Raw genomic sequence first — 19,213 nt, 5'->3', positions numbered from 1 at the left:
CGCTGTCGTAGTCGGAATCCGCATCTCAAGGCGTTGGAACCCGCCACTCAAGGCGTTGGAACTCGCCACTCAACGGGTTGGAACTCGCCACTCAACGGGGGCGGGGCGGCGGTGGATAGGTTGCCGGGGTGCTGTCGAGGGTGCCGCCGGTCTGGTTGGTGGTCTTCGGCATCGTCTCGGTGCAGCTCGGAGCGGGGATCGCCAAGGACCTCTTCGACGACGCGGCTCCGCTGACCCTGGTCTGGCTGCGTCTCGCGACCAGCGCCGTCGTGCTCACGGTGGTCGTGCGGCCGCGCCTGCGCGGGCGCGCCGCGGCCGACTGGCGGGTGGCGCTGGCGTTCGGCGTCGTCCTCGGCACGATGAACTGGGCCATCTACGAGTCGTTCTCCCGGATCCCGCTCGGCCTGGCCGTCACCATCGAGTTCCTGGGCCCGCTGGGCCTGGCGATGACCGGGAGCCGCCGCGCCCGGGACCTGCTGTGGGTCGGCCTGGCCGCCGTCGGCGTCGCCCTGCTCGGCATCGAGCGCACGCACCTGGACGTCGCCGGCGTGGCGTTCGCGCTGCTCGCCGGCGCCATGTGGTCCTCCTACATCCTGCTGGGCGCGCAGACCGGCCGCCGCTGGCCGGGCCTCGACGGGCTCACCGTGGCCAGTGTCGTGGCCGCCGCGGGGATGGCGCCGTTCGTCGCCGCGTTCTCCGGTCGCGGGCTGGGCGACCCGCACGTCGTCCTCCTCGGAGCCCTGGTCGGTCTCCTCAGCTCGGTGATCCCGTACTCGTGCGAGATCACGGCCCTGCGGACCATCCGTCCCGCGGTCTTCGGCATCCTGATGAGCCTGGAGCCGGCGGCCGCCGCCCTGGCGGGAGTCGTGGTCGTCCACGAGTACCTCTCGGCGGCCCAGTGGCTGGCGGTCGCATGCGTCGTGTCCGCGAGCGTCGGGGCGACCCATACCGAACGACGCCTCGCGGCGCCGCCCCTGGACTGACGGTCACCGGCTCTGGTGCACCATGTCGATCCGCGTCTCGGTCTGCGGCCAGCCGACGTCGGCGAACGCCCGGGCCATCGGCACGTTGTCGTTGTCGGTGTCGGCGATCAGCGTCGTCGCGCCGTCGGCCAGCAGCTGCCGGGTCTGCCAGGCCAGGAGCTGGCGGCCGTACCCGTGCCCGCGGTGGTCGCGGGCGATGCCGACGAACCAGAGCACGCCTCGGCCGTTGGGATGCACGAAGGCCGCGACCATGCCGACCACCGCACCCCGCTCGTCGGAGGCCAGGTGGATGCGGTCCACGGGCTGGTCGCCCACCATGTCGGAGAGGCTGTCGGCGCACGCGGCGTCGAAGCCGAGCCGCTCGACCAGCTCGCGGTCGTGGACGTCGAGCGTGTCGCGCATGATCTCCCGGTAGCACGCAGCCAGCCGCGGGTCGTCGGCGTCGCGAAGCCGCTCGAGGACCAGGCCGCTGCGCTCGGCCGCGGCCAGGCCGGGCTCCGGGTCGAACTCGTAGTGACGGCGCTCGACCAGCAGCCGCCACCCAGCGTCGCGCAACGGCTCGATCACCGGGGCGAGGGCGGCGTCCTGGACCGTCATCCCCGGCGGCGCGAAGAGACAGACCTCGACCGGGTCGTGCTCGGCGAGCGCGTCGTCGGTGACGCGGGCGACCAGCGCCCGGGCGACGTCGGGGTCGTCGGGCATGCCGAAGACATCGAGCAGGAAGACGCCGTGGGCGCCGAAGGCGCCGACTACGCCCACCACCTCCGGGCGGCCGTGCTGCCCGGCACCGTCGGTGCGGGCCACGGCCCAGACCCACTCGGGTCGGCGACGTCCCGAGGTGAGGTAGCCGGTCAGGTTCTCGGCGCTGCGGATGCGGCGTTGGGTGAGTGAGTCCACCGGCATCGGGCTGGTGGCGAGCAGGGCGTGCGCCTCGTCGACGGAGGCAGGGTGGAAGAACGTCAGAGAAGACAAGGGTTCCTCAGATCTGGGAACCGGCCTCCGTGGGGAGGCCGGGTGACGGTGTGGACATCGGGGCCTCCTTCCTGTGCTCGTCGGTAGCCCCGACGCTAGAGGTGGCGGCGTCGTCGGGCAACGCGTTATCCGCCGGGGTCACCTGCACGGTGCCGGTCACGACCACGCGCCGGGCCGCGCGGCGCAGCGTGGTGAGCACGGCGGGTCCCAGCACCACGATCGCCACGGCGTTGGTGATCGCCCGCCCGGTGTCGAACGACCCGGTCGAGGTGATCAGGGTGTAGGTCAGGAAGCGGTGCAGGTTGGCCCCGACCGCGTCGCCGGGCACGAACGAGAGCCCCGCGTGTCCGGGGACCGAGAGGCCCAGGACGAACGGCCACGACGACAGGTTGAGCAGCAGGCCGAAGACGTACGCCGCCACCACGCCGTACGCCGCGAGCACGGCGATCTCGGCTCGCCCGGTCGCGCGGCGCGGCAGCAGGCCGGCTCCCATCCCGACCCAGGCCGAGACCAGCATCTGGAACGGCAGCCAGGGCCCCACGCCCCCGGTGAGCAGGGCGGAGGCGAACAGCGAGGTGCAGCCGAGCACGAACCCGAAGCCCGCGCCGAAGACCCGGCCGGCCAGGATCAGCAGGAAGAAGACCAGCTCCACGCCCGCCGTACCCGGGGAGAGCCCGCGCAGGACAGCGTTGACCGCGGAGAGCACCCCCAGCACGGCCAGGACGCGGGGGTCGAGCCCGCCCTCGGTGACCTCGGCGAGCACCACCACGATCACGACGGGCACCAGCGCCAGGAACACGAACGGCGGACCCACCTGACCGCCGGTGGCCTGCCGGACCAGCAGCGGCCACATCAGCATCATGAGCCCGGCCAGCGAGGCGACCGCCAGTACCAGCGCGGAACGGCGTGACAGCGGGACGGCCCGCACCCGCGCGCTCACGTCGGCACCTCCGAGACCCGCAGCCACCCCGGCCCGAGGATCTTGCTCACCTGGGGCGCGAACGCCGGCGACGACGCGAGCACGTCGCGCGCCGGGCCGGCGGACACGACCTCCCCCTCGGCGAGCACGACCACGCAGTCGGCGGCCTCTGCCGCGAACTCCACGTCGTGGGTCGCCACCATCACCGCGTGCCCCGACTCGGCCAGCCGACGGAGCGCGCCCGCCAGCTCGGCCTTGGCCGGGTAGTCGAGCCCACGGGTGGGCTCGTCGAGCAGCAGGACCCGTGGCGAGGCGACGAGCACCACCGCGACGGCCAACGCCAGGCGCTGGCCCTCGGAGAGGTCTCGCGGGTGGGCGTCACCGGGGATGCCCGGCACCAGCCGGTCCAGCAGCGCACGGCACAGGCCCGGCTCGGGGTGGCCCGCCCCGGCGTCGGCGGCGGCGCACTCCTCGGCCACGGTCTCGAGGTAGAGCAGGTCCGCGGCGTCCTGCGGCACGAGCCCGACCAGTCGGCGGCGGCGATCGCCGGGCTCCGAGCCGGGGTCCGTCCCATCGACCGTGACGGTGCCGCCGCGCCGGGTCCGGGTGCCCTGAAGCGTCCACAGCAGGGTCGACTTGCCCGAGCCGTTGCGGCCCATCAGCGCGGTGACGGAGCCCCGGCGCAGGTCGACCGACACCTCACGCAGCGCCACGGTGCCGCCGCGCACGACGGTGACCCCGGCAGCGCGGACCACGGGGTCGCCGGTGCCGGCCGGGGCGGCGCTGGTCGGCGGTGCCGGGAGCTCGAGCCCGCGGGCCATCCGGCGGGCGTCGCGGACCGTCACCGGGAGCGGCGACCAGCCCAGCGCTCGGCCCAGCTCCACGATCGGGGGTACGACGGGTGCGGAGGCGAGCAGGTCCGCCGGGGCGCCCGTGCGCACCGACCCGTCGCCGGCGAGCACCACCATCCGGTCGGCGAACGGGACGACGCGCTCGAGCCGGTGCTCGGCCAGCAGCACCGAGACTCCGAGGTCGTGGACCAGCCGGGCCAGGGTCGCGAGCACCTCCTCCGCGGCGGTCGGGTCGAGGGCCGAGGTCGGCTCGTCCAGCACCAGCACGCGAGGGTGCATCGTGAGCACCGAGCCGATGGCCACCCGCTGCTGCTCGCCGCCGGAGAGCGTGCGCAGGTCGCGTGCGCGGAGTGCGGCGATGCCCAGCAGGTCGAGGGTCTCCTCGACGCGGCGGCGCATCGTGTCGGCGGGAAGCCCGAGCTGCTCCATGCCGTAGGCCAGCTCCTCCTCGACGGTGTCGGTGACGAAGCCCGCGGCGGGGTCCTGGCCGACGTACCCCACCAGGTGGGCGCGCTCGCGCGGCGGCTGGTGGACCACGGAGCGTCCGTCGACCAGCACGTCGCCGGCCAGCGTGCCACCGGAGAACCGCGGAACCAGGCCCGTCAGCACCCCCAGGAGCGTCGACTTGCCGACCCCGGTGCGTCCCGAGACCAGCACCAGCTCGCCCTCGTCGAGGGCGAGGTCGACGTCGCGCAGCACGAGCCGCTCGTCGTAGCCGAACCGGACCCCACGCAGCTCGATCACGCCGAGCCACCGAGCGGACGCGGCGAGCACAGGGCGCCCACCACTGCGGCGGCGATCGCGAGCAGGGCGAGCGCGCTGAGGGTCGGCGCCACGGTCAGCGACGGGTAGGCGACCTGGAGCTGGTGCTGCGAGATCCACCAGCCGGCGGCGCCCACCGCGACCCCCGAGGCGGCCACGACCAGCTCCGGCCAGCGCCATCGGTCGGGCCGGTAGCGGGTGCGGACGACCCGGCGGCCGGCCTGCCGGATCGCGACCGCCGAGACGAGGACCCCCAGCACCAGCATCGGACGCCCCAGCCAGGCGGGCGTCGTCTGGTCCAGCCCGCCGTAGACCCCCGCGCAGACCGCGCCCAACCCGAGCAGCATCAGTCCCCCGGTGGTACGGCGCTCGCGCGCGGTGGCGCCGGCGGTGCGGCCGTAGCCGCGGGTGTCCATCCCGGCGGCCAGGGCCAGCGAGCGCTCCAGGGAGTCCTCCAGGACCGGGACCATCAGGCGCCGCAGACCGCGGACGCGCCCGGTCTCGCCACCCCGCAGCAGCTGGGCGGCCCGGACCCGGCGGACGCTGTCGGCCAGCTGCGGGAGCACCGTCACCGCGACGACCAGGGCGCTGCCGATCTCGTACAGCGCGGGCGGCACCGACCGGAGCAGCCGCTTCGGGTTGGCCAGGGCGTTGGCCGACCCCACGCAGATGACGATCGCGGCCAGGCGCAGCCCGTCGTACAGCCCGGCCAGGAGCGACTCCTGGGTCACCGGGCCGAGAAGGCGGAGGCCGAGCGTCCAGTGCGGGAGCGGGATCGAGGGCAGGTGCAGCAGCACCCGGCCGCCGTCACCGCCGCCGAGCAGGATCCGGAACAGCACCCGGATCGCGACGATCGCCACGCCGAGCCACAGGTAGATCCGGAAGGAGTCCGCCCATGGCTGCGCGCTGCGCCGGGCCGCCACAGCCAGGCAGGCGACCCCGATCAGCAGCAGCAGGAGGTAGGGGTTGGTGGTGAACGACGCGGCCGTCGCGAGCCCGAGCGCCCACAGCCACCAGGCGACCGGGTGCAGGTCGCGAGGCAGCCGGGCGTTCGCCAGCGTGGCGAGTCGGCGTCGCATCAGGTCCCGCCGCGGGCCCTGCGGCGGGCCAGCGTGACCGCGCCACCGGCCGCGAAGACGAGCAGCACGGCGACGGGCGCGACCCAGCCAGGGACCCCGCCCGAGCCGCTGCCGCCGCCCGACGAGCCGGTCGGCAGGGCGCCGCCGGCCTCGCCCGTCGCGCTCGCGCCGGGGCTTGCGCTGGGGGTCGCGCTCGGTGTCGCGCTCGGATGACGAGGAGGCTTCGCGGTGGATCCGCCAAGGTGGGTGTGCCCGCCGGACGGGGAGGACGGCGAGTCGCTGGGCGTCGCCGGGGCGGACGACGTCGAGGTGCTGGGTCCCGAGCTCGGCGAGCGTGTCGGGTGGGAGGACGGGTGGGACGTCGGCTGCGTGGTCGGGCTCGAGGTGGGTGAGCCGGGGTTGTGCGAGGTGGGCGCGACGCGTGGGGGCACCTGCGCGTTCCCCTTCTGCCACGACAGGGCGACGTAGCCGCCGTCGGGGACGTGCAGCGACGCGACCCCCACGGCGGCGTACTTCCAGGTCCCGGAGGTCCCGTCGGACCACCACAGGGACCAGTACGCGTCGGACGGAGGGGTCCTGGCGCAGGAGGTGCTCGGCGCTCCGTCGACCTCGCAGACGAAGGGCTCGTCGACCACGAAGGTCAGCCGGTGCCCGGCGGCCGCGAAGATCGCCGACGCGGCGTCGCCGCCGCCGCCGGCGTCACAGGCGGTCGAGGGTCCCTTCGAGCTGAGCTGGTGGAAGTCGACGACGACCCTCACCCCTCCCCCGGAGCCGCACCCCGCCGCCTCGGCGGGGCGCCCGGGCAGCACGACCGCCGCCACGACCGCAAGGGTCGCGGCGGCACGGCGCGCGCGGCTGTGGAGCACGAAGGGTCAGCAGCCGTGCCGATAGGTCAGCACGGGGGCGCCCTGGGAGGTGGCACGCCACCACTCGTCCTGCGCGTCAGCCGTGATGCCGTCCTTCTCGGCGGTCCTCAGCGAGGACGCGCGATAGGCGATCGCCCCGCGGTCACCGGCCAGCGGCGACCCGGACTTCTGCGCTCCGACCTGGAGACCGCCGACCCAGCGCGCCGCGGCCCTGGCGGCCGAGCAGTGCCCGGTCAGACCGAGGGCCCAGCCGGCCAGCCCGGTGCTGTTGGAGTTCGGGAAGGCGGTCGTGGCGCCGCCCACGAACGCGCCGTTCGCGTGCTGGCGCTTGGCCAGCCAGGTGACGGCGCGCTTCAGGGCGGCGCGCAGCTGCGGCTCGTGCCGGCTCTGCTTCCACAGCTCCACGACGGCGTACGACGTGGTGTCGGGGTCGGCCGGGTCGCTCGCGCGGCAGCCCTGGTGCTTGGTGCCCATCGGCGAGAAGCTCAGCCGGAAGTAGCCCTTGGAGCACTGCTGCTCGAGCAGGAACTTCAAGGTCGGCGCGGCCTGGCGGCTGTGGATCCAGGTGAGCCCGCGCACCGCCAGGATCTGGCCGGTGACGTTGGCGTAGTCGGCCGAGCCGCGGTCGGCGATCCGGCCCTTGGCGTGGCCCTTCTTGGTGACCATGCCGTTGAGCCAGCCCACGAGGTTGACGCCACCGAAGCTGGTGGTGGCACCCTTCGTCCGCTCGGCGAAGACCAGCAGCTTCGCGGTGGGCCCGGAGTACCTGGCCTTCTTGTACGAGATGTACTTGCGGGGGTGCTTCTCCAGGGCGTTGCGGATCTCGGCGACCTTCCCGCTGTGGTTGCCCAGCGCCTTGAGGGCGAACGCGGTGTCGATGGTGGGGCCGTAGTCGTCGTACGGCGTGCCGAGATAGCTGCCGACCAGCAGCCCGTTGGTGAGCTGGCCGGACATCCAGTCGGCGCTGCGGTTGGCGGGGCTCGCCTGCGCGGCGCCACCTGCGGCGACCAGGGAGAGGGTGAGCGCCGACGCCGCGAGCACGGCGCCGGTCCGGCGTACCGAAGAGAGGGTGAGCATGGTTTCCTTCCCGCTGCGACAGCGGGCAGGCGCCCCGGGCCGGGGCAGGTACCCACCAGCTGCGTTCCTCGACAGCGTGTGTTCAGGACGCGTCGCGATGGGTGCTCCGGCTCGTCGTACCCCCGAGCGGGTGCGACCTACGGTTGCGGGTCAGCGCCGGACTTCGACCGGCTTCCCCCATCACGGGCGTGCGTGAGGGTGATCAGGTCGCAGGCTATCTCCTGCACCACGTCGGGCCACAACCGCGACCCCTGCCCGGACGGGGAGTACGCCTCGGTACGCCGGTCAAGGACAGTCGACCAGGCTCAGGCGCCGCCGCGGACCTCGCAGATGTAACGGCGGTACTGCCGCGCGCCGACCGTGCGCATGAAGAGCCGGATCGGGGGCGGGAGGAGCGAGAGCATCTTGGCCGACTCCTCCGGGTCGGCGTCCTCCAGGATCGCCCCGAACATGATCGGCAGCTCGCTCTTCGCCATGGAGTCGCGCCCGTGCTCGCCGAGCTTCCCCCACTCCGCGACGCTGACGTGCTCCTCGGCCAGCGGCAGGATGTCGCGCTCCTCCTGGTCGAGGTGCTCGACGAGGTCGGACCCGAGCTGCTCGAAGGCGGCCGCCAGTCGTTCGCCGCTCTCGGCGTCGGGGGCGCGCTGCCAGCCCGGGAGCAGCCCGTGCGCCTTGTCGAGGTCCTCGTGGACGCGCTCGTGCTGCTCCTGCATCGTCTTGACCAGGTCGACAGACGGCGCAGCCCGGGCCAGCAGGAGCGGCCAGAGGTTCTCGTCCTCACCGGTGTGGTGGATGGTGAGACCGGTGAGCAGGAACGTCGCGTGCTTGCCGACCACGGCGGCGCGGGGGATGTCCCCGTCGGGCACGCGGCGTACCAGGTCGGGGACGGCGCCGAGCTCGCGGCGGAAGACGCGGTGGATGACCCGCATCTGGTTGACGTCGGGCTTCTCGGTTGTCGTGGTCATGCCGTCCCCTCAGGTCGTGGGAGCAGCCTGGCGGAGCCCGCTCCACACCGCCAGGGACCTTGGCCTCCGGGGTGGGTCAGCCGAGCCGGTCCAGGATCAGCTCGCGCACGCGGTTGGCGTCGGCCTGTCCCCGCATCTCCTTCATCACCGCGCCGATCAGGGCTCCGGCAGCGGCGACCTTGCCCTCGCGGATCTTCTCGGCGACGCCGGGGTTGGCCGCGATGGCGTTGTCGACCGCGGCGCCGAGCGCCCCCTCGTCGGAGACGATCGCGAGCCCCCGGGCAGCCACGATCTCGTCGGGTGTCCCCTCCCCGGCGAGGAGGCCGTCGAGGACCTGGCGCGCGAGCCTGTCGTTGAGGGTCCCCTCGTCGACCAGCGCCTGGACGCGAGCGACGTCGGCCGGGGCGGCGCCGAGCTCGGAGAGCTCGGTCTCCGACTCGTTCGCGCGGCGGGCGAGCTCACCGAGCCACCACTTGCGAGCGGCCTGGGCCGTGGCGCCGGCGGCGATGGTCTGCTCGACCAGGACGAGTGCACCGGCGCCGACCGTGTCGCGCATCTCCAGGTCGGTGAAGCCCCACGCCTCCTGGAGGCGGGCCCGACGCTCCTGAGGTGGCTCGGGCAGCTCGGTGCGCAGCCGCTCGACCCACTCCCGGCCCGGGGCGACGGGCACCAGGTCGGGCTCGGGGAAGTAGCGGTAGTCCTCGGCGTCGGACTTCTCCCGGCCGCTGGTGGTGATGCCGGTGTCCTCGTGCCAGTGGCGCGTCTCCTGGAGGATCCGCCCGCCCTGGGCGAGCACGGCCGCGTGCCGCTGCACCTCGTAGCGCGCCGCCCGCTCGACGGACCGCAGCGAGTTGACGTTCTTGGTCTCGGTGCGGGTGCCGAGGGTGCCCGAGCCCTTCGGCGCCAGGGAGAGGTTGACGTCGCACCGCAGCGAGCCCTGCTCCATGCGGACGTCGCTGACCCCGAGGCCCAGCAGCAGCTCGCGCAGCTGCCCGACGTAGGCACGGGCGACGTCGGGCGCCCGCTCACCGGTGCCGAGCACCGGCTTGGTGACGATCTCGATCAGGGGGATGCCGGCGCGGTTGTAGTCGACCAGGGAGTAGTCGGCGCCGTGGATGCGGCCCGTCCTGCCGATATGGGTCGACTTGCCGGTGTCCTCCTCCATGTGGGCGCGCTCGATCTCCACCCGGTAGGTCTCGACGTCGCCTCCCTCGACGGGGACAGCGACCTCCAGCCACCCGTCGTAGGCGATCGGCTCGTCGTACTGCGAGGTCTGGAAGTTCTTCGGCATGTCGGGGTAGAAGTAGTTCTTGCGGGCGAACCGGCACCACTCGGCGATGGAGCAGTTGAGCGCGAGCCCGATCCGGATCGCCGACTCCACGGCCGCGGCGTTGACCACCGGCATGGAGCCCGGCAGGCCCAGGCAGGTCGGGCAGGTCTGGGTGTTGGGGGCGGCACCGAAGGTCGTGGGGCAGCCGCAGAACATCTTGGTCACGGTGTTCAGCTCGACGTGCACCTCGAGCCCGAGAGCGGGGTCGAAGGCCGCGAGAGCCTGGTCGTAGGACATCAGCGAGTCGCTCATGCGCCGGCTCCCGTCAGCTCCGGTGCCTGGTCGAGCAGGCGGCCACCCCACTGCTGGGCGAGCAGGGACTCCAGGGCGGCCCCCACGCGGTAGACGCGGTCGTCGGCCAGCGCCGGGGCGAGGATCTGGACGCCGACCGGCAGCCCGTCCTCGTCGGCGAGGCCGCTGGGCACCGAGATCCCCGGGACGCCGGACAGGTTGGCCGGGATGGTGGCCAGGTCGTTGAGGTACATCGCCAGCGGGTCGTCGACCTTCTCCCCGATCCGGAACGCCGTGGTCGGCGCCGTGGGGCTCACCAGCACGTCGGCCCGCTCGAAGGCGGCCCCGAAGTCGCGCACCACGAGGGTCCGCACCTTCTGGGCCTGGCCGTAGTAGGCGTCGTAGTAGCCGCTGGACAGGGCGTAGGTGCCCAAGATGATGCGGCGCTTGACCTCGTCGCCGAAGCCCGCCTCGCGAGTGACGCGCATGACGTCCTCCGCGCTCGGCGCGGACCCGTCGGCAGGCTGCGGGGTCACGCGGAGGCCGTAGCGCATGGCGTCGAAGCGCGCGAGGTTGGACGACGCCTCGGCAGGCAGGATGAGGTAGTAGGTCGCCAGGGCGTGCACGAAGCTGGGGCAGGAGACCTCCACCACCTCGGCGCCCGCCTTGGTCATCAGCTCGACGGACTCCTCGAAGCGGGCCAGGACACCGGCCTGGTACCCCTCACCGCCGAGCTCCTTGACCACGCCGATCCGCACGCCGGCGAGGTCGCCGTCAGCGCCCTGGCGGGCGGCGTCGACGAGGCTCGGCAGCGCCTGCTCGATCGAGGTCGAGTCGAGGGGGTCGTGACCGCCGACGACCTCGTGCAGCAGCGCGGCGTCGAGCACGGTCCGGGTCACCGGACCCGCCTGGTCCAGCGAGTTGGCCAGCGCGACCAGGCCGTAGCGGGAGACCCCGCCGTAGGTGGGCTTGACCCCGACGGTGCCGGTCACGGCGCCCGGCTGCCGGATCGAGCCCCCGGTGTCGGTCCCGACCGCCAGGGGGGTCTCGTACGCCGCCACCGCGGCAGCGCTGCCTCCTCCGGAGCCGCCGGGGATCCGGGTCAGGTCCCACGGGTTGTGGGTCGGGCCGAAGGCGCTGTGCTCGGTCGAGGAGCCCATCGCGAACTCGTCCATGTTGGTCTTGCCGAGGATCGGCAGGCCGGCCGCGCGCAGCCGCGCCACCACGGTCGCGTCGTACGGCGGGACCCAGCCCTCGAGGATCCGGGACCCGCAGGTGGTGGGCAGGCCACGGGTGGCCAGGACGTCCTTGACCGCGATCGGGACCCCGTCGAGCACCCCGAGCGGCGAGTCGTCCGCCCGGCGCCGGTCGGAGGCCGCGGCGTCGCGCAGTGCCCCCTCGGCGTCCACGTGCAGGAACGCGTGCACGGCGCCGTCCACCTCGGCGATGCGGTCGAGGTGTGCCTGGGTGATCTCGACGCTGGTCGTCTCACCGGCCGCGAGCGCCGCGGCGAGCTCGGCCGCGGTGCGCCGCTCGGCGCTCACTGCTCGTCTCCGAGGATGCGCGGCACCTTGAACCGCTGCCGCTCGACCTCGGGAGCACCGCTCAGCGCCTCCTCGGCGGTGAGCCCCGGGCGCACGACATCGTCGCGGTAGACGTTGGTGAGCGGCAGGGCGTGCGAGGTGGGCGGCACGTCGGCACCGGCCGCCTCCTGGATCGAGGCGATCGACTCCAAGATCACGCTCAGCTGCGGCGCGAGATGGTCCAGCTCGGCGTCGCTGAGGTCGATCCGGGCGAGATCGGCGAGGTGAGCCACCTCCTCGCGGGAGATCGAGTGCTCGGGAGTCTCGGGCATGCAGGCCATCCTAGGGAGGCCTCCGTCGGCCCAGCCATCCGGTTGCGGCGTGGGTACCAGGTTGGTGAAACCGGCCACGCACGGAGCGCGCGCGGGCTACCGTGCTGAACGGAAACGACCTGCCCTCTCCCCTTCAGGCCTCCTCATGAAAACCGCTCTCCACACCACCACCGAGACCGAGGTGGACGGCGTCCTGTGCTTCTACGTCGACATGGGACGACCCGCCTCGGCCGCGCATCTGCTGTTCCGCCAGGGAAGCGCCGACGAGCCCCTGCACGAGACGGGCTGGCTGCACCTCCTGGAGCACCTCGCCCTGCTCGACCGCGAGTCGCTCACCCGCCCGATCGAGGGCCGGCTCTCCCTGCTCCAGACCCACTTCGCGGCGTTCGGCCCTCCGGAGGCCCTGGCCGAGCGCCTCAGCGCCCTGGCCCGGTGGCTCAGCGAGCCCGACCTGCGGTTGCTGGCCCGTGAGCGCGGTGTCCTCCAGGCCCGTGCCCAAGGTCCCCGAGACGGGCTCTTCAGCTCCCTGACCTGGCGCTACGGCGCGAATGGCCCCGGCGTCGCCAGCTATGCCGAGGTCGGTGCCGTCCGCGCCACCGAGCAGCTGCTGGTGGAGCGCGCGCAGCGGGTCTTCTGCGCCTCCAACGCCGTTCTCGTCCTGGACGGGCCACCCCCGGCGGGGCTCACCCTCCGGCTGCCGGCCGGCGAGTACCTACCCGCCCCCGCGGCGGTCCCCCTCGAGCGTGCGCTGCCCGCGGCGTACCGCGACGAGGTCGGGCTCACGATCAGCGGGGTCGTCTGCCGCACCCACGAGGCCGGGTTCGTGCCCGACATCCTCGAGCGCGCGCTGCACGACGGGCTACGGCGTCACACCGGTGGCGCCTTCGGGCTCTGGTCGGGCATCACCGAGGTCGACAACGACCATGCCGTGATCGCGGCCGGTGCCGAGGCGCAGCCCGACGCCATGGGCAGCCTGGCCCGGGCCGCGTTGGAGGTGACCCAGCGGTTGGCCGACCAGGGCGTCCCGCGCGAGTGGGTCGAGGAGGCCGTGCGAGCGCGGCTCCGGGTGCTGGAGTCACCGGCCGCCATGGTCGAGACCGCGCTCGAGGCCGGGTACGCCGTACTCCGCGAGCAGGTGCCGATGACCTACGAGGAGCTGCTCCAGCAGCTGCGCGACACCGACCCGGCGTGGGTCGACCGCGCCGTCGCCGAGCTGCACTCCTCGCTGCTCGTGGGCCTGCCCGAGGCGGCACCGCTGGGCCGGACGCTTCCCGTCGTCGGCTTCCCCGAGAGCCGCCCGTCGGGCAACGGACAGAAGCACAGCCACGTCAACTGGCCGGCCGACCTCACGACGTTCTCGGTCGACCAGGACGTCGCCGAGCGCCTCACCGGGACGATGTCTCGGGCGATGCGGCTCTCCGACGCCGCCGCCCTGCTCTGCTGGCGCGACGGCGCTCGGCACCTGATCGGACGCGACGGCAGCATCCTCGAGCTGGAGCCCCGCGAGTGGTCGCGCGGCAAGGACCTCACCAAGGCCCTGGACGCCGCGGTTCCCGCGGAGCTCCGGGTGCCGATGTCCGACCGGTCGGTGACGTTCCGCCGGATGGGCACGACCGAGCGCGCCGCCGTCGCCTTCGCCAGGATCGTCGGCACCCGGGCCGGGTTGCTGTCGATGATCGGGGTGGTGGCGGTCCTCGTCCTGTGGTCGCTGATCGCCGGCCATCGACTGATCGGCATCGTGTTCCTCGCGCTGGCGGCCTCGCTGGGCGCCTACCTGTGGCGCCTGGAGAACGGCCAGCACCCGGTGTCGCCGACGACGCCACCCACGGCCGCCGCCTAGGCCGGACACGGCCTAGTCGTGGCCTGGGCGCCTAGTCTCTGCCCGTGCCCGTCGCCGAGCTCCGCGAGGGGCGACGCGTCGCGTGGTCCGAGGGCGGGGACCCGGACGGCCGACCCGTGCTGTTCTTCCACGGCTGCCCGGGCACGCGTCGTGCCGCGTGGTCCGGACAGGCCGTGGCCGGACCCGCCTGAGGCTCCTCACAGCCCCGTCGGGCCGCTCTCGAGCAGGACCTTGAAGCCGCCCTCGTCGAGGACCGGCACCCCGAGCTGCTCGGCCTTGTCGGCCTTGGAGCCGGCGTTGTCGCCGACCACGACGTAGTCGGTGTTCTTCGACACCGAGCCGGCCGCCTTGCCACCGCGGGCGAGGATCGCCTCCTTCGCGGAGTCGCGCGAGAAGTCGACCAGGGACCCCGTGACGACCAGGGTCAGTCCCTCGAGGGTGCGCGGCATCGACTCGTCGCGCTGGTCGGCCATGCTCACGCCGGCCTCCTTCCACGTGTCGACGATCCCGCGATGCCAGTCGACGCCGAACCACTCGGTCACCGACTCCGCGATGGTCGGGCCCACACCTTCGGCCGCGGCCAGCTCCTCCTCCGACGCTGCCCGGATCGCCGCCATCGAGCCGAACTCCTGGGCCAGCGCCCGGGCCGCCGTCGGACCGACGTGACGGATCGACAGCGCGACCAGCACCCGCCACAGCGGGACCTGCTTGCGCCGGCCGAGGTTGGCCAGCAGACCCGCGCCGTTGGCACTGAGCTGGGGTCCGTCCTCGCCCTTCCTCGGCGCCCGGGTGAACAGCGGTGCGGTGAGCAGCGCGGCCTCGTCGAGGTCGAAGACGTCGCCCTCGTCGGCGATCGCGCCGGCGTCCAGCAGCGCCACCGCCGCCTCGTACCCGAGGCCCTCGATGTCGAAGGCACCGCGGCTGGCGACGTGGAAGACGCGCTCGCGGACCTGGGCCGGACAGAACCGGTGGTTGGGGCAGCGCAGGTCCTTGTCGCCCTCCTTCTGCTGCACCAGCGCGGTCCCGCAGGCGGGACACTTTGAGGGCATCTGCCACTCGGGCAGCCCGGCCGGCCGCAGCGCGAGCACCGGGCCGAGGATCTCTGGGATCACGTCGCCGGCCTTGCGCAGGATGACGGTGTCTCCGGGACGGACGTCCTTGCGCCTGACCTCGTGGGCGTTGTGGAGCGTGGCGTTCTCGACGGTGGAGCCGGCGACCTTCGTCGGCTCCATGACGCCGAACGGCGTCGCCCGGCCGGTGCGCCCGACGTTCACCCGGATGGCGAGCAGCTTGGCGTTGACCTCCTCCGGCGGGTACTTGAAGGCGATCGCCCAACGCGGCGCGCGCGAGGTCGAGCCGAGCCGGCGCTGAAGGGTGACGTCGTCGACCTTGATCACGACGCCGTCGATCTCGTAGGGGACGATCGTGTGGCGGTGCTCCCCGGCGTTCTCGATGTAGGCCTTGACGTCGTCGAGGGTGGGGACCACCCGCACCTGTTCGGAGACCGGCAGGCCCCACGCCGCCAGAGCCTCGTAGGAGTGTGACTGCGCCTGCGGCTCGAAGCCCTCGCGGGCGCCCAGACCGTGGCACACCATCCCCAGGGCCCGACTCGCGGTGACCCGTGGGTCCTTCTGGCGCAGCGAACCGGCCGCGGAGTTGCGCGGGTTGGCGAACTGCTGCTTGCCCGCCTCGATCAGCGACTCGTTGAGCCGCTCGAACGCCGCCACCGGCAAGAAGACCTCGCCGCGCACCTCGAGCAGCGCGGGAACCGGGAAGTCGTCGTTGTCCTCGAGCCGGTGCGGCACCGACTCGATCGTGCGGACGTTGGGCGTGACGTCCTCCCCGGTGCGGCCGTCGCCCCGCGTCAGCGCACGGGTGAGTCGCCCCCGCTCGTAGAGCAGGTTGATCGCCAGCCCGTCGACCTTGAGCTCACACAGCAGCGCGGGTGCTTCAACGCCGTCGCGCTCGACCCGGGCGAACCACGCGTCGAGCTCGTCGTAGGTGAAGGCGTTGTCGAGACTCTCCATGGGCCGCCGATGGTCGACCGCGGTGAACTCGGTCGAGACCGCCCCGCCGACCTTCTGCGTCGGCGAGTCGGGCGTGCGGAGCTCGGGGAACTCCTCCTCCAGCGCCTGGAGCGCACGCAGCCGCTGGTCGTAGTCGATGTCGGAGAGCGTGGGATCGTCCCGCACGAAGTACCGCCAGCGGGCGTCCTCGATCTCCTCCGCGAGGACCCGGTGACGCTCCCTGGCCTCGGGGGTCGCCGACTTCGGTTCGTCCATGGCCCCTATCCTGCCAACGACCCCCGACAGGAGACGACCGTGACCGACCCGTCGCTGACTCGGCACGACTCGGTGGCCCACCCCGTGGCCTCGGTGCTGGTCCTGCACGGCGGCAAGGACCGCTCCCGGGCCGAGGTCACCTCGCGCAGCCTGTCGTGGCAGCGGGCCGCCGGACTCGCGCGGACCCTGGGCAGGCGGCTGCACGGCTCGCAGGTCGCGGTGCACCTGCTGCGCTACCGCAGCGTCGGCTGGAACGACGACGGCGCCGAGAAGGTGGCGGACACGAGCTGGGCCCTCGACCAGACGCGAGGCCGGCTGGGCGAGCTGCCGGTCGTGCTGCTCGGGCACTCGATGGGCGGGCGTACGGCGTGCCGCTCGGCCGGTCACGCGCAGGTGCGCGGGGTGGTCGCGCTGGCTCCCTGGCTGCCGCCCGACGAGCCCGTGGCCGCGCTGGCCGGCAAGGAGCTCCATGCCGCGCACGGCCGGCGCGACCGCATCACCCGCGCCGCCGACACGCGCGCCTTCGTCGAGCGCGCGGCCGCGCTCGCCGTCGCCGCGTCCTTCACGGACATGGGTGCCCGCGGGCACTACCTGCTGACCGGGATCCACGCGTGGAACGGCTTCGCGCACGACCGGGTCCGGCGCGTCCTCGCCCTGAGCTGACTCTCCGCCCCACGGTGCGCCGTGGTCTCGACGGGCTCGTCCACGGCCCCTCGCGGGGTTCGGCCGGAGCCCGGATGAAACCGACTTGTTTCATCCGCGGACATCGGTTATCGTCCTGATGGAACGAAACCGTTTCGTTTCATCCCCGTGAACGACAGGTGACCGACGCATGACTCCCGACGCCGCCGCTGCTGCCGCCGCCCGACCTCGTGTCGAGGGCGTCCGGGAGCAGGAGATCCTCGACGCGGCGCTCGAGGTACTGGCCGAGGTGGGCTACGACCGGCTCACCATGGACGCCGTCGCCCAGCGAGCCAAGGCGTCGAAGGCCACGCTCTACCGGCGGTGGACCTCCAAGGCCAAGCTCGTCGTCGAGGCCCTGGCGCAGACCAAGACGACGCCCGAGATCCCCGACACCGGGGACCTGCGCAGCGACCTTCTCACCGCGTTCTGCGGCCACGGCGGCCTCACCGACCACGACACCACCTCGACGTTCGGCGCCGTCGTCACGGCGGTGACCACCGACCCGGAGTTCGCGGCGGAGTTCCGCGCGCAGGTCGTGGAGCCGAAGTCGGTCGTGGCACGCACCGTGTTCGAGCGCGCACGAGACCGCGGCGAGCTGCGCGCGGACCTCGACCTCGACCTGGTGGTCCCGGCCCTGGCCGGGATCGTGCTGCACCGCGTCTTCGTCCTCGGCGAGGAGCCGGACGCCGACCTCGTCGAGCGCGCCGTCGACCAGATCATCCTGCCGGCTGTCAGGCCGCAGGGCCCGAGCCCGTCATAGACACGACGACGCCCCGCGACATCCACGACAGCCACGACACCCAGAGCCAGACAAGAGTAAGGAAGCGCATGTCCGACCTGACCGAAGCAGAAGCCGTCGGCACGCCCGAGACCTCGGGCCGCAAGGAGCACCTCGGCTGGGCCCTGGTGCTGATCTGCATCGCCCAGCTGATGGTGGTGCTCGACGCGACCATCGCCAACATCGCCCTGCCGTTCATCGGCAAGGACCTCCACATGTCCGGCACGAACCTCACCTGGATCGTGACCGGCTACTCCCTGGCCTTCGGCGGCCTGCTGCTGCTCGGCGGCCGCCTCGGTGACCTCTACGGTCGCCGCAAGGTCTTCATGATCGGCCTCTCGATCTTCGCGGTGGCCTCGCTGCTGGGCGGTTTCGCGCAGAGCGAGGCGCTGCTGCTGGGCGCCCGGGGCATCCAGGGCCTCGGTGCCGCGCTCGCCTCTCCGGCAGCGCTGGCCCTGATCACCACGACGTTCCCCGCCGGTCCCGCTCGCAACCGCGCCTTCGCGGTGTACGCCGCGATGTCGGGCGCCGGTGCGGCCGTCGGGCTGATCCTCGGTGGCTGGCTGACCGGCCTGAACGTCTCGATGTTCAACAGCCACGACGGCTGGCGGCTGACCTTCCTGATCAACGTGCCGATCGGCATCATCGCCGCGCTGCTCGCCCCGCGCTTCCTGCGCGAGTCCGAGTCGTACCCCGGCCAGCTCGACGTTCCCGGCGCCCTCGCCGGCACCGGCGGGCTCCTCGCCGTCGTCTACGGCCTCACCCGGGCCGGCAATGCGGCGTACGGCTGGGGCGACGGGTGGACGATCGTCAGCCTGATCGGCGGCGTTGTGCTGCTCACGATGTTCATGCTCGTCGAGACCCGGGTGGAGCACCCGCTGCTGCCGTTCCGGATCTTCGCCAACCGCACTCGTGCGGCCAGCTTCGCGGCGATGATGCTGCTGCCGGCGGCGATGTTCTCGATGTTCTTCTTCCTGAGCCTGTTCATCCAGAACGTCATGGGCTACAGCCCGCTCAAGGCCGGCTTCGCCTTCCTGCCGTTCAGCATCTGCATCATCATCAGCGCGACGATCGTGTCCAGCCTGGCCAGCAGGATCGACCCGAGGTTCATCGCCGGTGTCGGCACCCTGATGGCGTCGGTGGCGCTCTTCGGCTTCTCCCGGCTGAGCGTGCCCGACAGCGGGGCCGCCGTGCTCCAGGCTGTCAGCCAGGGCCAGCACCTCGGCTCGGACGTCAGCTACTGGACCCAGATCCTGCCCTACGTGTGCCTGATGGCGCTGGGCATGGGCGCGGTGTTCGTGCCGCTGACGCTGACCGCCGTGCACCACGTGCGGTCCGAGGACTCCGGCATCGGGTCGGGCGTGCTGAACACCATGCAGCAGATCGGCGGCGCGCTCGGCCTGGCGATCCTGTCGACGGTGGGCAGCCACTTCACCAACGACCACATCACCAAGATCGCGCCGACGATCGGCAAGGGGCTCTCGCAGCTCGACCCGAACGTCACCTCGCAGCTGATGGACAAGCTGGGTGCGGCCAGCCCGACCGCGCTCACCGGGACGCTGGCCTACCTCGGCAGCTTCCCGACCGGCGCCACCCACGCCTTCCTGGTGGGCGTCTTCCTGATGCTGGCCGGCTCGGCAATCGTGTGGATCTTCCTCGACGTCAAGCACGAGGAGCTGGCCACCGACGCACCCGAGCAGCAGGGCGTGCACGTCGGCTGACAGCAACGACGCCGAGTC

The 19,213-nt window shown here is 72.9% G+C and carries 17 protein-coding genes; 6 read left to right on the top strand and 11 right to left on the bottom strand.

Annotation, left to right across the window (positions count from 1 at the left end; all coding sequences use genetic code 11):
- Positions 1 to 128: 128 nt before the first annotated feature.
- Positions 129 to 983, top strand: a complete 855-nt coding sequence (locus VHW64_RS14615) for an EamA family transporter (protein ID WP_329651300.1) — start codon at positions 129 to 131, stop codon at positions 981 to 983.
- A 3-nt stretch (positions 984 to 986) separates the two neighbouring features.
- Here VHW64_RS14615 and VHW64_RS14610 read toward each other — a convergent pair whose 3' ends face one another.
- The 10 genes from VHW64_RS14610 to gatC form a co-directional block, all read right to left on the bottom strand.
- Positions 987 to 1,955, bottom strand: a complete 969-nt coding sequence (locus VHW64_RS14610) for a GNAT family N-acetyltransferase (protein ID WP_329651299.1) — start codon at positions 1,953 to 1,955, stop codon at positions 987 to 989.
- Positions 1,956 to 1,962: 7 nt separating this feature from the next.
- Positions 1,963 to 2,895 carry an ECF transporter S component gene (locus tag VHW64_RS14605; RefSeq protein ID WP_329651298.1) on the bottom strand — a complete coding sequence of 311 codons (933 nt, stop codon included), beginning with the start codon at positions 2,893 to 2,895 and terminating at the stop codon, positions 1,963 to 1,965.
- Entirely contained in the window at positions 2,892 to 4,469 is a 1,578-nt protein-coding gene (locus VHW64_RS14600) for an ABC transporter ATP-binding protein (RefSeq protein ID WP_329651297.1), read from the bottom strand. Before VHW64_RS14600 ends, VHW64_RS14605 begins: the two co-directional genes overlap by 4 nt.
- Positions 4,466 to 5,566 (bottom strand): energy-coupling factor transporter transmembrane component T, encoded by a 1,101-nt coding sequence (locus tag VHW64_RS14595; protein WP_329651296.1) that lies wholly within the window; start codon positions 5,564 to 5,566, stop codon positions 4,466 to 4,468. The genes VHW64_RS14600 and VHW64_RS14595 overlap by 4 nt, the downstream gene beginning before the upstream one ends.
- Entirely contained in the window at positions 5,566 to 6,387 is an 822-nt protein-coding gene (locus VHW64_RS14590) for a hypothetical protein (protein ID WP_329651295.1), read from the bottom strand. Before VHW64_RS14590 ends, VHW64_RS14595 begins: the two co-directional genes overlap by 1 nt.
- A gap of 51 nt (positions 6,388 to 6,438) precedes the next feature.
- A complete protein-coding gene (locus VHW64_RS14585) occupies positions 6,439 to 7,509 on the bottom strand; it encodes a hypothetical protein (protein WP_329651294.1) in 1,071 nt (356 codons plus the stop codon).
- A gap of 305 nt (positions 7,510 to 7,814) precedes the next feature.
- Positions 7,815 to 8,474 (bottom strand): hemerythrin domain-containing protein, encoded by a 660-nt coding sequence (locus VHW64_RS14580; RefSeq protein ID WP_329651293.1) that lies wholly within the window; start codon positions 8,472 to 8,474, stop codon positions 7,815 to 7,817.
- Between the two features lie 76 nt (positions 8,475 to 8,550).
- Entirely contained in the window at positions 8,551 to 10,056 is a 1,506-nt protein-coding gene (gatB, locus tag VHW64_RS14575) for an Asp-tRNA(Asn)/Glu-tRNA(Gln) amidotransferase subunit GatB (RefSeq protein WP_329651292.1), read from the bottom strand.
- Positions 10,053 to 11,579, bottom strand: a complete 1,527-nt coding sequence (gene gatA, locus VHW64_RS14570; protein WP_329651291.1) for an Asp-tRNA(Asn)/Glu-tRNA(Gln) amidotransferase subunit GatA — start codon at positions 11,577 to 11,579, stop codon at positions 10,053 to 10,055. The genes gatB and gatA overlap by 4 nt, the downstream gene beginning before the upstream one ends.
- Entirely contained in the window at positions 11,576 to 11,890 is a 315-nt protein-coding gene (gene gatC / locus VHW64_RS14565) for an Asp-tRNA(Asn)/Glu-tRNA(Gln) amidotransferase subunit GatC (protein WP_329651290.1), read from the bottom strand. The genes gatA and gatC overlap by 4 nt, the downstream gene beginning before the upstream one ends.
- A gap of 145 nt (positions 11,891 to 12,035) precedes the next feature.
- On the opposite strand from gatC, the gene VHW64_RS14560 reads away from it, so the two are divergent.
- Positions 12,036 to 13,730, top strand: a complete 1,695-nt coding sequence (locus VHW64_RS14560) for a hypothetical protein (protein WP_329651289.1) — start codon at positions 12,036 to 12,038, stop codon at positions 13,728 to 13,730.
- Positions 13,731 to 13,774: 44 nt separating this feature from the next.
- The gene (locus tag VHW64_RS14555; protein WP_329651288.1) at positions 13,775 to 13,921 is read left to right on the top strand and encodes a hypothetical protein; all 147 of its coding nucleotides are present in this window, start codon (positions 13,775 to 13,777) and stop codon (positions 13,919 to 13,921) included.
- Between the two features lie 6 nt (positions 13,922 to 13,927).
- Here VHW64_RS14555 and ligA read toward each other — a convergent pair whose 3' ends face one another.
- Positions 13,928 to 16,012 carry an NAD-dependent DNA ligase LigA gene (ligA, locus tag VHW64_RS14550; RefSeq protein ID WP_329651287.1) on the bottom strand — a complete coding sequence of 695 codons (2,085 nt, stop codon included), beginning with the start codon at positions 16,010 to 16,012 and terminating at the stop codon, positions 13,928 to 13,930.
- Between the two features lie 39 nt (positions 16,013 to 16,051).
- On the opposite strand from ligA, the gene VHW64_RS14545 reads away from it, so the two are divergent.
- From VHW64_RS14545 to VHW64_RS14535, 3 genes are all read left to right on the top strand, one after another.
- Positions 16,052 to 16,675: an alpha/beta hydrolase gene (locus VHW64_RS14545; protein WP_329651286.1), complete on the top strand. Its 624-nt coding sequence runs from the start codon at positions 16,052 to 16,054 to the stop codon at positions 16,673 to 16,675.
- A 169-nt stretch (positions 16,676 to 16,844) separates the two neighbouring features.
- On the top strand, positions 16,845 to 17,456 hold the full coding sequence (locus VHW64_RS14540; RefSeq protein WP_329651285.1) for a TetR/AcrR family transcriptional regulator: 612 nt from the start codon (positions 16,845 to 16,847) through the stop codon (positions 17,454 to 17,456).
- Positions 17,457 to 17,524: 68 nt separating this feature from the next.
- On the top strand, positions 17,525 to 19,195 hold the full coding sequence (locus VHW64_RS14535; protein ID WP_329651284.1) for an MFS transporter: 1,671 nt from the start codon (positions 17,525 to 17,527) through the stop codon (positions 19,193 to 19,195).
- Positions 19,196 to 19,213: the final 18 nt, after the last annotated feature.

The sequence above is a fragment of the Nocardioides sp. genome (genome assembly GCF_036267815.1).
In the GTDB taxonomy this organism is placed as follows: domain Bacteria; phylum Actinomycetota; class Actinomycetes; order Propionibacteriales; family Nocardioidaceae; genus Nocardioides.
The sequence above is the reverse complement of the archived record's forward strand: the minus strand, read 5'-3'. Positions and strand labels throughout refer to the sequence as shown.

Excerpts from the sequence above, each read along its gene's own strand:
- ligA (WP_329651287.1), bottom strand. The coding sequence starts at position 16,012 with ATGGACGAACCGAAGTCGGCGACCCCCGAGGCCAGGGAGCGTCACCGG.
- VHW64_RS14585 (WP_329651294.1), bottom strand. The coding sequence starts at position 7,509 with ATGCTCACCCTCTCTTCGGTACGCCGGACCGGCGCCGTGCTCGCGGCG.
- VHW64_RS14540 (WP_329651285.1), top strand. The coding sequence starts at position 16,845 with ATGACTCCCGACGCCGCCGCTGCTGCCGCCGCCCGACCTCGTGTCGAG.
- gatB (WP_329651292.1), bottom strand. The coding sequence starts at position 10,056 with ATGAGCGACTCGCTGATGTCCTACGACCAGGCTCTCGCGGCCTTCGAC.
- VHW64_RS14535 (WP_329651284.1), top strand. The coding sequence starts at position 17,525 with ATGTCCGACCTGACCGAAGCAGAAGCCGTCGGCACGCCCGAGACCTCG.
- gatC (WP_329651290.1), bottom strand. The coding sequence starts at position 11,890 with ATGCCCGAGACTCCCGAGCACTCGATCTCCCGCGAGGAGGTGGCTCAC.
- VHW64_RS14580 (WP_329651293.1), bottom strand. The coding sequence starts at position 8,474 with ATGACCACGACAACCGAGAAGCCCGACGTCAACCAGATGCGGGTCATC.
- VHW64_RS14595 (WP_329651296.1), bottom strand. The coding sequence starts at position 5,566 with ATGCGACGCCGACTCGCCACGCTGGCGAACGCCCGGCTGCCTCGCGAC.
- VHW64_RS14560 (WP_329651289.1), top strand. The coding sequence starts at position 12,036 with ATGAAAACCGCTCTCCACACCACCACCGAGACCGAGGTGGACGGCGTC.